General features: G+C 72.5%; 10 protein-coding genes. 7 read left to right on the top strand and 3 right to left on the bottom strand.

All coding sequences use genetic code 11. The annotated features are described in order from the left end of the window. The first annotated feature begins 14 nt into the window (after window positions 1–14). Window positions 15–1,232: a winged helix-turn-helix domain-containing protein gene (locus tag H7344_RS11505; protein WP_229707156.1), complete on the top strand. Its 1,218-nt coding sequence runs from the start codon at window positions 15–17 to the stop codon at window positions 1,230–1,232. 73 nt (window positions 1,233–1,305) lie between these two features. Further along, window positions 1,306–4,122 carry a preprotein translocase subunit SecA gene (secA, locus tag H7344_RS11500; RefSeq protein WP_186346153.1) on the top strand — a complete coding sequence of 939 codons (2,817 nt, stop codon included), beginning with the start codon at window positions 1,306–1,308 and terminating at the stop codon, window positions 4,120–4,122. A 105-nt stretch (window positions 4,123–4,227) separates the two neighbouring features. On the opposite strand, the gene H7344_RS11495 is transcribed toward secA, so the two are convergent. Further along, entirely contained in the window at window positions 4,228–4,767 is a 540-nt protein-coding gene (locus H7344_RS11495; protein WP_186346152.1) for an Rv3235 family protein, read from the bottom strand. After that, window positions 4,764–5,471 carry a LysM peptidoglycan-binding domain-containing protein gene (locus H7344_RS11490; protein WP_186346151.1) on the bottom strand — a complete coding sequence of 236 codons (708 nt, stop codon included), beginning with the start codon at window positions 5,469–5,471 and terminating at the stop codon, window positions 4,764–4,766. The genes H7344_RS11495 and H7344_RS11490 overlap by 4 nt, the downstream gene beginning before the upstream one ends. Before the next feature lie 206 nt (window positions 5,472–5,677). Here H7344_RS11490 and H7344_RS11485 point away from each other — a divergent pair, with 206 nt between their 5' ends. From H7344_RS11485 to H7344_RS11475, 3 genes are read left to right on the top strand one after another with little or no spacing between them, the layout of a single operon-like run. Further along, window positions 5,678–7,123: an APC family permease gene (locus H7344_RS11485; protein WP_222130528.1), complete on the top strand. Its 1,446-nt coding sequence runs from the start codon at window positions 5,678–5,680 to the stop codon at window positions 7,121–7,123. Further along, a complete protein-coding gene (locus H7344_RS11480) occupies window positions 7,123–7,608 on the top strand; it encodes a universal stress protein (protein ID WP_186346149.1) in 486 nt (161 codons plus the stop codon). Before H7344_RS11485 ends, H7344_RS11480 begins: the two co-directional genes overlap by 1 nt. A 58-nt stretch (window positions 7,609–7,666) precedes the next feature. Next, the gene (locus tag H7344_RS11475) at window positions 7,667–8,830 is read left to right on the top strand and encodes a flagellar biosynthetic protein FliO (RefSeq protein WP_186346148.1); all 1,164 of its coding nucleotides are present in this window, start codon (window positions 7,667–7,669) and stop codon (window positions 8,828–8,830) included. Between the two features lie 46 nt (window positions 8,831–8,876). On the opposite strand, the gene H7344_RS11470 is transcribed toward H7344_RS11475, so the two are convergent. Then, window positions 8,877–10,658 (bottom strand): N-acetylmuramoyl-L-alanine amidase, encoded by a 1,782-nt coding sequence (locus H7344_RS11470; protein WP_186346147.1) that lies wholly within the window; start codon window positions 10,656–10,658, stop codon window positions 8,877–8,879. A 140-nt stretch (window positions 10,659–10,798) separates the two neighbouring features. On the opposite strand from H7344_RS11470, the gene H7344_RS11465 reads away from it, so the two are divergent. Together H7344_RS11465 and H7344_RS11460 are read left to right on the top strand one after the other, a co-directional pair. After that, window positions 10,799–12,262 carry a cytochrome ubiquinol oxidase subunit I gene (locus H7344_RS11465; protein ID WP_222130527.1) on the top strand — a complete coding sequence of 488 codons (1,464 nt, stop codon included), beginning with the start codon at window positions 10,799–10,801 and terminating at the stop codon, window positions 12,260–12,262. Beyond that, entirely contained in the window at window positions 12,262–13,266 is a 1,005-nt protein-coding gene (locus H7344_RS11460; protein WP_186346146.1) for a cytochrome d ubiquinol oxidase subunit II, read from the top strand. The genes H7344_RS11465 and H7344_RS11460 overlap by 1 nt, the downstream gene beginning before the upstream one ends. Window positions 13,267–13,293 lie beyond the last annotated feature (27 nt).

Here is a 13,293-nt window from a genome sequence, read left to right as displayed (position 1 = left end):
CTAGCCTCGGCCCCGTGACCGAGCACCTCTCCCGCCCGCAGGCCCGCCGGGTGGCGTTGGCGGCGCAGGGGTTCCTGGACCCACGGCACACGACGCCGACGATGCGGACCTTCAGCCGGACCCTCGAGCGCACCGGCGTGCTGCAGGTCGACTCGGTCAACGTGCTCGAGCGGGCGCACCGGATGCCGCTCTACTCGCGGATGGGGCCCTACGACGTCGGGCTGCTGCAGCAGGCGGCCGAGCGGCGGCCGCGGCGGGTGGTGGAGTACTGGGCGCACGTGCAGGCCTTCATGCCGGTGGAGCTGTGGCCGCACATGCAGCACCGGATGGACGAGTACCGCGCGCTGCGGGGCAAGTGGTGGCGCGACGTGCCCGAGGACCTGGTGGCGCAGGTGCTCGCGGAGGTGCGGGCGCGAGGTGCCAGCACCGCGCGGGCGCTCGAGCCGGTGCTCGGCGACGAGGCGCCGCGGAGCAAGGAGCACTGGGGCTGGAACTGGTCGGCGGCCCGCAAGGCGCTCGACCAGCTGTTCATGACCGGTGAGCTGGCGATCGCGGCGCGGACGCCGTCGTTCGAGCCGGTGTACGACGTGCCCGAGCGGGTGCTGCCCGCCGCGGTCCTCGACGCGCCGACCCCGACGCCGCAGGAGGCCGCGCGCGAGCTGGTGCGGCGGGCGGCCAGGTCGCACGGCGTGGCCACGGCGCCCTGCCTGCGCGACTACTACCGGATGGGCGTCGAGGAGACCCGGCGCGCCGTCGCGGAGCTGGTGGAGGCCGGCGAGCTGCTCCCGGCGCGGGTCGAGGGATGGGACCGCCCGGCGTACCTCCACCGCGACGCGCGCCGCCCCCGCCGCGTCGACGCCCGGGCGCTGCTGAGCCCGTTCGACCCGGTGGTGTGGGAGCGCGAGCGCACCGAGCGGATCTTCGGGTTCCGCTACCGCATCGAGATCTACGTGCCGGCCGAGAAGCGGGTGCACGGCTACTACGTGCTGCCGTTCCTGCTGGGGGACCGGCTGGTGGGGCGCGTCGACCTCAAGGCCGACCGCGCGGCCCGCCGGCTCCTGGTCAAGGGCGCGTACGCCGAGCCCGACGCGCCGCCGGAGACGGCGCCGGAGCTGGTGGTCGAGCTCCGCCGGCTGGCCGGTTGGCTGGGCCTGGACGCCGACGACCCGGTGGTCGTGGAGCCGCGGGGGGACCTCGCCGAGGCGCTGGCCCGGTTGCTGCGTTCCGGTTAGGGAGGCCTCGACCCCGTGGGTAGAGTTGCGGCGCCGCCCGTTCGGCTTCCCACCGCTTAGGAGTTGTACCCCCGTGCCCGTGATCCTCGACAAGCTCCTCCGCATCGGCGAGGGCAAGATCCTGCGCCAGCTGGAGACCATCGCCAAGGCCGTCAACGCCATCGAGGACGACTTCGTCGCGATGACCGACGAGCAGCTGCAGGCGATGACCGGCGAGCTGAAGCAGCGCCACGAGAACGGTGAGTCGCTCGACGACCTGATGCCGGAGGCGTTCGCGACCGTCCGCGAGGCCGCCAAGCGCGTGATCGGGCAGCGCCACTACGACGTCCAGATCATGGGTGGCGCGGCGCTGCACCTCGGCAACATCGCCGAGATGAAGACCGGTGAGGGCAAGACCCTGGTCGCGACCCTGCCGTCGTACCTCAACGCCCTGTCGGGCAAGGGCGTCCACGTCGTCACCGTCAACGACTACCTGGCCAAGTACCAGTCCGAGATGATGGGCCGCATCCACCACTTCCTCGGGCTGACGACCGGGGTGATCCTGCCGGAGATGCGCCCGGCCGAGCGCCGCGAGGCGTACGGCTGCGACATCACCTACGGCACCAACAACGAGCTCGGCTTCGACTACCTGCGCGACAACATGGCCTCCGCCCTGGAGGACTGCGTCCAGCGCGGCCACAACTTCGCCGTCGTCGACGAGGTCGACTCGATCCTCATCGACGAGGCGCGGACCCCGCTGATCATCAGCGGTCCGACCCAGGACGAGGTCAAGTGGTACGCCGAGTTCGCGAAGATCGCGCGCAAGCTCGAGAAGGACGTCGACTACGAGGTCGACGAGAAGAAGCGCACCATCTCCGTGCTCGAGCCGGGCATCACCAAGGTGGAGGACCACCTCGGGATCGACAACCTCTACGAGTCGGTCAACACCTCGCTCATCTCCTTCATGAACAACTGCGTGAAGGCCAAGGAGCTCTTCCGGCGCGACAAGGAGTACGTCGTGCAGGACGGCGAGGTGCTCATCGTCGACGAGCACACCGGCCGCATGCTCGCCGGTCGCCGCTACAACGACGGCCTGCACCAGGCGATCGAGGCGAAGGAGGGCGTCGAGGTCCGCGAGGAGTACCAGACGCTCGCGACCGTCACGCTCCAGAACTACTTCCGCCTCTACGACAAGCTCTCCGGCATGACCGGCACGGCGATGACCGAGGCCAGCGAGTTCGACAAGATCTACAAGCTCGGCGTGGTCCCGATCCCGACCAACAAGCCGATGGCCCGCATCGACCAGCCCGACCTCGTCTACCGCACCGAGGAGGCGAAGTACGACGCCGTCGTCGAGGACATCGCCGAGCGGCACGCCTTGGGCCAGCCGATCCTGGTCGGCACCGTCTCGGTCGAGAAGTCCGAGCACCTCTCCGGCAAGCTCAAGCGCCGCGGCATCCCGCACACCGTGCTGAACGCGAAGGTCCACGCCGACGAGGCGAAGATCGTCGCGATGGCCGGTCACAAGGGCGCCGTCACCGTCGCCACCAACATGGCCGGTCGAGGCACCGACATCATGCTCGGTGGCTCGGTGGAGTTCCTCGCCGACGCCGAGCTGCGCAAGCGCGGGCTGGAGCCGGCCGGGGAGACCGCGGACGAGTACGACGCCGCCTGGCCCGAGACCGTCGAGCGGATCAAGCGCCAGGTCGCCACCGAGCACGACGAGGTCAAGGAGCTCGGCGGCCTCTACGTCATCGGCACCGAGCGCCACGAGTCGCGCCGCATCGACAACCAGCTGCGCGGTCGTTCCGGCCGTCAGGGCGACCCGGGCGAGTCCCGGTTCTACCTGTCGCTGCAGGACGAGCTGATGCGGCTGTTCAAGTCCGAGTGGGTCGACCGGGTGCTCCAGGTCCTCAAGATCCCCGACGACGTCCCGATCGAGAACAAGCGGGTCACGAACGCGATCGCCAACGCCCAGGGCCAGGTCGAGTCGCAGAACTTCGAGTCCCGCAAGAACGTCCTCAAGTACGACGACGTCATGGACCGCCAGCGCAAGGTGATCTACACCGAGCGCCGCGAGGTCCTCGAGGGCGCCGACCTGCAGCAGCAGATCCGCACCTTCATCGACGACGTGATCGAGGGGTACGTCGCCGGGTCGCTCGCCGATTTCGCCGAGGAGTGGGACCTCGAGCAGCTGTGGACCGACCTCGGTCAGCTGTGGCCGATCTCGGTCGACCACGAGAAGCTCGTCGCCGACGCCGGTGGCAAGGCCGTGCTCGACCGCGACGACCTGGTCAAGGTGCTCCGCGAGGACGCGCACGCGGCGTACGACCGTCGCGAGCAGGAGAACGGCGCGGAGGTCATGCGCGAGCTCGAGCGGCGCGTGCTCCTCTCGGTCCTCGACCGCAAGTGGCGCGAGCACCTCTACGAGATGGACTACCTGCGCGAGGGCATCTACCTGCGGGCCTACTCCCAGCGCGACCCGCTCGTGGAGTACCAGCGCGAGGGCTTCGACATGTTCGCCGCGATGATGGACGGCATCAAGGAGGAGGCCGTCGGCTTCCTCTTCAACCTCGAGGTCCAGGTCGAGGAGGAGCCGGCGCCGACGCTGTCGGTCGCCGAGGGCCTGCAGTCGCCGGTCGGCCAGGGCGCCGGCGGCGCTGCGGCCGAGCAGGCGCCGCAGATCCGCGCCAAGGGCCTCGACGCCCCGTCGCGGCCGCAGCAGCTGGCCTACTCCGCCCCCACCGTCGACGGCGAGGCCGAGGTGGCCACCCGCGTCGAGCAGGAGGAGGACGAGTTCGCCGGCACCGGTCGCAACGACCGCTGCCCCTGCGGCTCGGGCAAGAAGTTCAAGCAGTGCCACGGCGCTCCCGGCGGCCCCACCGGCCACGCCGCCCGCGTCAACGGCTGACCTCCCTCAGCCCCGGAACGCCGGCTCGGTCCCTCGGGACCGGGCCGGCGTTCTGCGTTGGTCGAACGACCGCCGCGCGCCCGTCGCTGGGTCTCGACCTGGCCGTCACGCAAAGTCGAGTGCGGTGCAGACCCAGCGGAGCGGGCCGTCCTTGGCGGGGCGCTCCTCGAAGCGGGCGGCGACGGCGCGGGACCGCGCGCCGTACCGCACGTGGATGCTGGTCTCGACGGCATCCGCGGTGACGAAGCAGCTGTGCACGCTGAGCACCTTCGGGCGCACCGGCTGGACCCGGCCGAGGCCGGGACGGTGGGCGCCGGCGCGGGCGACGAGGCAGGCGCGGCGCTCGAGGTCGGCGTAGACCTCCGGTGAGGTCCAGCGCAGCAGCTGGGTGATCGGCCGGTCGCCGCCGACGATCTCGACCGCGGCCTGGGCGAAGCGCCGCGACCACTGCTCGAGGGCGCGTCGGCGCCGCAGGTCCACCGGGCTCACCCCGGCCGTGCCGCTGCTCTCGCGCCCGTGCGCGGGCGGCGGGTCCAGGCGGGGGCTGAGGTCGAGGGCGAGGGTGCCCTGGACGGTGGCAGGGAGGACGGGGCGCGGGAAGGTGAGGACGTTCTCGCGGCGGTCGTCGGTCGTCGAAGCGGTCATGACTGGTCTCCTCGGTGCGCGGCGGGCGGCAGGTGCAGCCGCTGGCCGGGGTGGATGAGGTCCGGGTCGTCCCCGATGACGGCCCGGTTGAGCTGGTGGAGGCGGTGCCAGCGACGCGTCACGTCAGCTGCGTCCGCGGCGGGGGAGAGGTCGGCCGCGGCGAGGGACCACAGCGTGTCGCCGGTGCGTACGACGTGGGTGCGCCCGGCGCGCTCCGGTGCGGCGTCGTCGGGGTCCGCCGGGGCGGCAGCCGACCGGAGCACCGCGGCACCCCAGGCCGAGGTCGACATGGCCCGGTCGGGCATCGGCAACCCGTGCAGCGCCTGCGAGGGGTGCGACGGTTCGGCAGCGGACGCGGCACCGACCGGGACGACGAGCGCGACGCCGCAGGCGGCGAGCACCGCCGCGCGGAGCACTCGCGGCACGCCGCGCACCCAGCGCACGCCGTGCCCGGCGGCCCGGTCAGCGCGACCGGAGAGGGCCTCGCCGACCACGACGGTCGTCACCAGCCACAGCCAGGTGCCCGCGACGAGCGCGGCGACGGCACAGCCGCCGACCAGCACGGCGTCGAACGCGGCGCTCCGAGCCGGGACGACAGCGCCGGCGGCCGGCGCGGCGAGCGCCCACAGCCCGACCAGCGCTGCGCTGGCGATCACCTCGACGAGGAGGCACCGGCCGGTCGAGCCGCGCGTGAGGTCGTCCATCCCGAGAGCCGTTTCTGTGCTGGTCCGATGCTGAACCATGCGTTTGCGTCCGTTTGCTTCCCTACGACCAGAAAACGACTCTTTCGTGACGACGTCAACCCGTCCTCCACAGCCGACGGGCAGCGTGTCCGCCCGCAACCGTTGACAACCCGCGGGCGAGGGAGTGAGGTCGGATGCCCACACCCTTCGCGATTCGAGGCTCAGTCGTGGTCCACAGCCCTTCGACCGTCGACGACGACGTGGCCGGTGAGGACGGTGGCCTCAAGAGGTCCATCACCGGCGGGCAGCTCTTCTTCTACACGCTCGGCGACGTGCTGGGCTCGGGGATCTACGTGCTCATCGGCCTGGTCGCCGCCGCCGTGGGCGGGGCGTTCTGGTTGGCGTTCGCCGTGGGCGTCTCCGTCGCGGCGATCACCGGTTCGGCCTACGCGGAGCTCGTGACGAAGTACCCCCAAGCCGCGGGGTCCTCGCTGTACGTCCAGAAGGCCTTCGGCAACCGGGCGCTCACCTTCCTGGTGACCGTCTCGTTCCTCTCGGCCAGCTTCGCCGCCAGCGGCTCGCTCGCGGCCGGCTTCGCGTCGTACTTCAGCGAGCTGTGGGCCGCGCCGCCGGCGTTGCTGGTGTCGCTGGTCTTCGTCGCCGTCCTCGTGCTCGTCAACTACATCGGCATCACCGAGTCGGTGGTGATGAACATGCTGATGACCTTCGTCGAGCTCAGCGGGTTGCTCATCGTGATCGGGATCGCGATCTACTTCGTCGCCCAGGGTGACGCCGACTTCGGGACGCTCACCGACATCAGCGTCGCGGGCAACCCTGCGCTGGCGATCCTCGCCGGGGTCGCGCTTTCCTTCTTCGCCATGACGGGCTTCGAGAACACCGCCAACGTGGCCGAGGAGACCATCGACCCGTACACGTCGTTCCCGCGATCGCTGATCGGCGGCATGCTCGTGGCCGGCGTCGTCTACGTGCTGGTCTCGATGGCGGCGGCGCTGACCGTGCCGACCGACCAGCTCGCCGGCTCCGACGTGGCCCTGCTCGAGGTCGTGAAGCAGGGCATCCTGCCGTTCTCCACCGACGTCATGACGACCGTCTTCACGATCATCGCCCTGGTCGCGATCACCAACACCACGCTGGTCACCCTCGTCACGCAGCCGCGCATCCTCTACGGCATGGCCCGCGAGGACGTGGTCCCTGGGGTCTTCGCCAAGGTGCACCCGACCCGGCGCAGCCCGTGGTTCGGCCTGCTCTTCAGCGGCCTGGTCGTCGGCGCCCTGCTCGTCACCGGCACGCTCGTCCTCGAGGCCGGCGGCAACCTCGACCTCGTCAACCGACTGGCCCTCGTGACGGTGGTCTTCCTCCTCGCGATCTACGCGCTCGTCATCGGGACCTGCCTGAAGCTGCGCGGCCGCGACGAGGACGAGCGCGCGTTCCGCGCCAACACCCCGCTGCTCGTGCTGGGCCTGCTCGGCAACCTCGCGATCCTCTACTACGTCATCGACGACGACCCGGCGTCGCTGCTCTGGTGCGCGGCGCTGCTCGCCGTGGGTGGTGTGCTGTACGTGGTGGAGCTCGCCTTCGGCACCAGGTCCAGGTCCAGGTCCGCCGGGTCCCCCGGCTCGACCGATTCCTCCGACAGGTTGGGGAACCACTGATGCACGTCATCGTCGCCACCGACGGGTCCAAGCAGTCCCTGGCCGCCGCGCGGCACCTCAAGTCCTTCGCGGACCCGGCACGGATCACCGACGTGTCGGTCGTGGCCGTCGTCCGTCCGTTGGCCGCTGTCGCCTTCGCCGACGAGCTCTCCGACAGCAAGCAGCGGGCGTCCTGGGACACGCAGTCCTTCCGCGCCGCGGCCGAGAGCGCCGTCGAGACCGTCGCCGCGGAGTTCGACGGGTGGGGGCCGAAGGTGCACAAGCGGGTGCGGTCCGGTTCGCCGGCCAACGAGATCATCAAGGCGGCCAAGCAGTACGACGCCGGGCTGGTGGTCGTCGCCTCCGGCGGCCGGGGGATCAGCGAGAGCGTGCTCGTCGGCAGCACCGCGCAGCGGGTGCAGCACTACGCGCCGTGCCCGGTCCTGGTCGTCCGCCCGCGGCCGCGGAAGCCGCAGAAGGCGGCCAGGAAGACCGCTCGTACCTGAGGGCGGCCCCTGCGCGACCCGGACGGAACCCCGGAGGCCCGCGCAGCGTCGTACGACCGTGCGCCCGGCCCTCCTCGCCCTCGTCCTGCTCGCGACCGTCCTGGTGGGGTGCGGTGAGCGGGAGGGGGAGGGTCGGGCGCCGTCCGGCGCAGGGGCCGGGGCCTGGGAGCGGGTGGGACGGGCGCCGCTGTCGCCCCGCGAGGGCGCGGTCGTGGCGCACGTCGGCGACGAGGTGGTCCTGGTCGGCGGCTACGCGGGGCAGCCCTGCCCACCGACGGCCGACTGCGCCTACGCGCAGGAGCCCGAGCGGGACGGCGCGGCGTACGACCTCGCCTCGGGCACCTGGCGGCCCATCCAGGACGCACCGCGCCCGGTGCTGCCGTCGTCCTCGCGGGTCGTGGTGGGCGAGGACCTGTACGTCCTGGTCGACGGCGACCTGCTCGTCTGGCACTCCGCCGACGACACCTGGGACGAGGTGTCCGTGCCCGGGCGGAACGACTGGGCCGCCCTCGCGACGGACGCGGATCGGCTGCTCGTCGTGTCCGGCAGCGACGAGGGGGGCCGGGTCCCCGACCGCGTCCTGGACACGCGGACCGGGAGGTGGTCCGAGCTGCCGGAGGACCCGCTCGTGCCCGCCTTCGACCGCACGATCGTGCCGACCGACGCGGGCCTGGTGCTCACGGCCAAGCGGATCGGGCCGGACGGGCAGCCGGCGAACCCGGCGCTCGTCCAGGCCGCGCTCCTCGAGCCCGGCGCCGCGACCTGGCGGACGCTGCCGGGTTCCGACCAGCTCGGCGGGTGGCACTGGTCCTGGTCGGGGACCCGTCTGGTGGACGCGACGCTCGGCGGGGCCGACGGCGGCGAGGTGAACGCCTTCGGCCGGACCATCCCGTACGGCGGTCGACTCGAACCCGCCACCGGCCGCTGGTCACCGCTGCCCGACGCGCCGCCGGAGGACTGGACGGACGACTCGGCGTGGCGGGTCAGCGCGGTCGGCGGCCGGCTGGTCGCCTCCGGCGGTTGGGTGTACGACGACGCGCGGGAGACCTGGACCCGGCTGTCCCGGCCGGCCGGCGCGCCCGCCGAGCCCGGTCCGGCCGTCTGGGCCGGCGACGTGCTGGTCGTCCACGGCGGCACCGACTGGGGAGACGATCCCTCGCCGGGTCAGCGGTCGGCGGCGGACGTGTGGTCGACCGACGTCTGGGTGTACCGGCACGGCTGAGGCCCTGCGGCGCACCCCTGGGGGCCTGCCGTGCGGGACCGGTGGGTCAGTCGAGCGGCTTGACCCGGACGGTGTCGGTGGCGACCGCCTTGGCGGCGCGGGCGGTGGGCTGGAAGACGGCGCGGACGCGGTGGGTGCCCGGCTTCAGCCCCCGGACCAGCTGCTCGGCGCGGCCGTCGCGGAGCGTCATGGTGACCGTCGTGCCGGCGATCTTCACGACGACCTCGCCGTCGGGGTGACCCGAGGGGAGCCCGGGCGCCGCGGCGACGACGGTGACGAGCGCGCGTCCCTTGCGGCCCGAGGCACGGACCCGGAGGTCGACGCCGGCGCGGCCGGGCATGGGCCAGGCGACGGTCTGCGACGCGGTGGCGGCGCCGTCCGCAGCCACCTCGACGCGGACGGAGATCCGGGAGCCGACGTCGGCCCGGCGGACGTTGTACTCCGAGCCCCGAGCGCCGCCGATCGGCTCGCCGTCGCGCAGCCAGGTGTAGGTGGGGGTCGCCTCGGGCGGTGTCCACGTCCCGGGCCGCACGCTGATCCTCTTCCCGAAGACGACCCGGCCGGCCGCGGTGAACGGTGCGGTGATCGCGACCGCGACCTCGCGGGTGCGGAAGTTGTCGATGCGCTTCCTGGTCTTCTGCCGGATCGCCGGCAGCGCGGCGTACAGGTTCGAGCCCGGGCAGGAGGTGTCGTTGGTGTCGCGGTGCCCGTCGATGACCGGCAGCGTCACCGAGCGGCCGGAGCGGAACTTGTCGCTGCCCTCGCTGGTGATGGTGACCTTGCCGAGCGGGTCGCGTCCGTACTGGTCGAGCTTCCACGCCGCCACCCGCGCGATCGCGGCGATCACGGCGGAGGTCGGCTTGACCTGGTCGAAGTTGCCGATGACCGAGACGCCGGCGGAGTTGTGGTTGAAGCCGAGGGTGTGGGCGCCGCGGACGTTCTTCGCGGCGCCGCCGGCCCGGCCCGTCCAGATCCGGCCGAAGCGGTCGACGAGGAAGTTGTAGCCGAGGTCGGACCAGCCCAGCGACTGCGTGTGGTACGCGTACATCCCGCGGATCAGCGCGGGCACCTCCTCGCGCGAGTAGGTGTTGCTGTTGACCGTGTGGTGGACGTGCACCTGCTGGATGGTGCTGATGTACGACGGCGGCTTGTCGCGCAGGTTCTCGTTGGCGCCCCAGGCCTGCCGGTTGCGGATGGTCGGCCGCGGCACCGCGGTGCCGGCGGCCTTGGCGACCGCCCGTCCGGAGGGATCGACCGGCAGCACCTCGGAGTCGTCGGCGTCGTCGAGCGTGTCGCGGTCCGAGGGCAGGGGAGTGGGGTGAAGCAGCACCAGCGCGAGGTCGGCCGGGCGCTCGCCGACGACGCGGACGCGGACGCCGTCGGTGGGGCCCACCCAGACCAGGTCGCTGCCGGTCGTCGCGCCGATGGCATTAGCGGCGGGGTCGGGCGACTCGTGGGCGTGCGGCGCGCGCTGCCACGGCTCCCAGGTCGCGTCGCGGCGCACGCTGAGCTCGAGGACGGGCTCGACGTCGCCGCGGGTCCAGGTGAAGCCGACCATGGAGTACGTCGTGGTCGCGAGCTTGCCGGTGCCGCGGCGGGCCGCGGGTCCACCGGCTGCGGGCGAGCCCTCGACGAGGACCTGGTCGTCCAGCGGCAGGGTCAGGGACTCCACGCCCATGTCGCCGGCGCTGAGCTGCAGGCGACCGCCGCCGCGTCCGTCGTCCGCGCCGCCGATCAGTCCGGTGCGGGCTGCCGTGCCGATGCCGGCGACGGCTGCGGTCCCTCCGGCCAGGGCCAGGAGGAGCGGGCGGCGTCGGGTCGTCGTCACCGACACATCATCCGTCACACCACCCCCAGAAATCACGTCCGCGGATTGCTCGGCCTGTCGCCCGATGGTCCTAGCACCTACTTTGTGAATACTTTCACAAACCCTCGGATACGGCTTCCGACCGGCCTACCGTCGATCGCATGGTGCCCATCGACGTGCTCCTGTCCTCGACCGCTGCCCTCGCGCCGGACGTCCTCGCGGCTGCGACCTGCGCGGCCGCCGACGCCGAGCCGGCCGGCCTCCTGCCCGCCCGCCAGCAGATGGCGCTCTCGCTCGGCTGGCACATCGTCCTGGCCTGCTTCGGCGTCGCCTTCCCGGCGATCATCTTCACGATGCACCTCATCGGCCTGCGCCGGGGCAGCGAGCACGCCCTGACGCTGGCCCAGCGCTGGGCGAAGGTGTCCGCGGTGCTCTTCGCGATCGGCGCGGTCTCGGGCACGGTGCTCAGCTTCGAGATGGGGCTGCTCTGGCCCGGCCTGATGGGCACCTTCGGCGACGTCCTCGGCCTCCCGTTCGCCTTCGAGGGCCTCGCGTTCTTCCTCGAGGCGATCTTCCTCGGCATCTACCTGTACGGCTGGGGCCGGATGCCCCCCAAGCAGCACCTGCTGATGGTGGTGCCGATGGCTATCACCGGCGTGGTCGGCACCTACTGCGTCATCGCGGTCAACGCCTGGATGAACGTCCCCACCGGCTTCCGCGTCGTCGACGGCGAGGTCACCGACATCGAGCCGTGGGCGGTGCTGTTCAACCCCGCGGCGTTCTGGCAGTTCCTGCACATGTGGCTGGCGGCGTACATGGTCGCCGGCTTCGCCATCGCCGCCGTGTACGCCGTCGGCATGCTGCGCGGTCGGCGCGACGCCCGCCACCGGCTCGGCTTCACCGTGGCGATGGCGTTCGCGAGCGTCTCGGCCGTGATCCAGCCGTTCGTGGGCCACCTGCTCGGCGGGCGGCTGGCGGAGTGGCAGCCGGCCAAGCTGGCGGCGTTCGAGCTGGCGACCGAGACCGAGAGCCCTTCGCCGCTGCGGCTCGGCGGCGTGCTGATCGACGGGGAGGTGCGCTACGCGCTCGACATCCCCTACCTCGGGTCGCTGATCGCGCGGAACTCCTTCACCGAGCCGGTCATCGGCCTCGACGAGTTCCCCGCCGACACCCACCCGCCGGTCAACATCACCCACCTGTCCTTCCAGGTGATGGTCGCGATCGGCACGCTGCTCGCGCTCGTCGCCGTCGTCTACTGGGTCATGCGCTGGCGCGGTCGTGAGCTGACCGACCACCGGTGGTTCCTGCGGTTCATGGCCACCGGCGGCGTGCTGTCGATCGTCGCGATGGAGGCGGGCTGGATCGCCACCGAGGTCGGCCGCCAGCCGTGGATCGTCCAGGACGTCATGCGCACGCCCGAGGCGGCCGGCGACAACCCGGGGCTGTGGTGGCTGCTCGGCGCGACCAGCGTCGTCTACACGGCGATGACCATCGGAGCGGTCGTCGTGCTGCGGTCGATGGCGCGGCGCTGGCGGGCCGGCGAGGCCGACCTGCCGAGCCCGTACGCACCCGACCCCGCCGGCTCCGAGGACACCGGCACCACCTCCATGGGGACGGTGCGCTGATGCTCGAGACGGCGGTGGCGGCCGCGCTGTTCGTCGGCGTGCTGGCGTACTCGCTCTTCGGCGGCGCCGACTTCGGCTCCGGCTTCTACGACCTCACCGCGGGCGGCAGCCGCAGGGGCGCCGAGCTGCGCACGCTGGTCGACCACAGCATCGGGCCGGTGTGGGAGGCCAACCACGTCTGGCTGGTCTACGTGCTGGTGACGTGGTGGACGGCGTTCCCGGAGTCGTTCGCCTCAGCGATGTCGACGCTCATCCTGCCGCTGCTGCTCGCGCTGCTCGGGATCGTGCTGCGCGGGGCCAGCTTCGCCTTCCGCAAGTACGCCGCGTCGCTGGCGCAGGCCCGCCTGTTCGGCGCGGTCTTCGCGACCTCGTCGGTGGTGACGCCGTTCTTCTTCGGGACCGTGGCCGGCGCGATCGCCTCGGGGCGGGTGCCGGCTGAGGGCCGCGGCGACCTGTGGACGTCCTGGCTGAACCCGACCTCGGCGTTCGGCGGGGTGATCGCGGTCGGAACGTGCGCGTTCCTCGCGGGCTGCTTCCTCACCGCCGACGCGGCCCGCGGCGGGCAGGAGCGGCTCGCGGGGCAGCTGCGCCGCCGCACGATCGGGGTGGGGCTGGTGACCGGCGGGATCGTGCTCGCGGCGCTGGTGCCGCTCGAGCTGGACGCCCCGACGCTGGCCGACGGGCTGGAGACGCAGGCGGCGCCGCTGGTGGTGGCCTCGGCGGTCGCCGGGGTCGCGACGCTGGTGCTGCTGTGGCGGCGGTGGTTCGGCCTGGCGCGGCTGACGGCGGTGGCCGCGGTCGCAGCGGTGGTGTCGGGCTGGGGCGTGGGGCAGTACCCGTGGCTGCTCGTCGACGAGGTGACCATCGCCGACGCGGCCGGCGCGGAGGCGACCCTGCAGGCGCTGCTCGTGGCCGTGGGCATCGCGGCGGTGGTCGTGCTGCCGGCGCTGGCCTACCTCTACCGCCTCACGCAGACGGAGGCGTGGTCGCGATCCGAGCACTGACCCCGGAGGGCCGTGCCAGGCGCGACC

This window comes from Nocardioides deserti, assembly GCF_014266025.1.
Taxonomy (GTDB): Bacteria; Actinomycetota; Actinomycetes; order Propionibacteriales; family Nocardioidaceae; genus Nocardioides; species Nocardioides deserti.
The sequence above is the reverse complement of the archived record's forward strand: the minus strand, read 5'-3'. Positions and strand labels throughout refer to the sequence as shown.

Excerpts from the sequence above, each read along its gene's own strand:
- H7344_RS11465 (WP_222130527.1), top strand. The coding sequence starts at position 10,799 with ATGGTGCCCATCGACGTGCTCCTGTCCTCGACCGCTGCCCTCGCGCCG.
- H7344_RS11480 (WP_186346149.1), top strand. The coding sequence starts at position 7,123 with ATGCACGTCATCGTCGCCACCGACGGGTCCAAGCAGTCCCTGGCCGCC.
- H7344_RS11495 (WP_186346152.1), bottom strand. The coding sequence starts at position 4,767 with ATGACCGCTTCGACGACCGACGACCGCCGCGAGAACGTCCTCACCTTC.
- H7344_RS11460 (WP_186346146.1), top strand. The coding sequence starts at position 12,262 with ATGCTCGAGACGGCGGTGGCGGCCGCGCTGTTCGTCGGCGTGCTGGCG.
- H7344_RS11490 (WP_186346151.1), bottom strand. The coding sequence starts at position 5,471 with ATGGACGACCTCACGCGCGGCTCGACCGGCCGGTGCCTCCTCGTCGAG.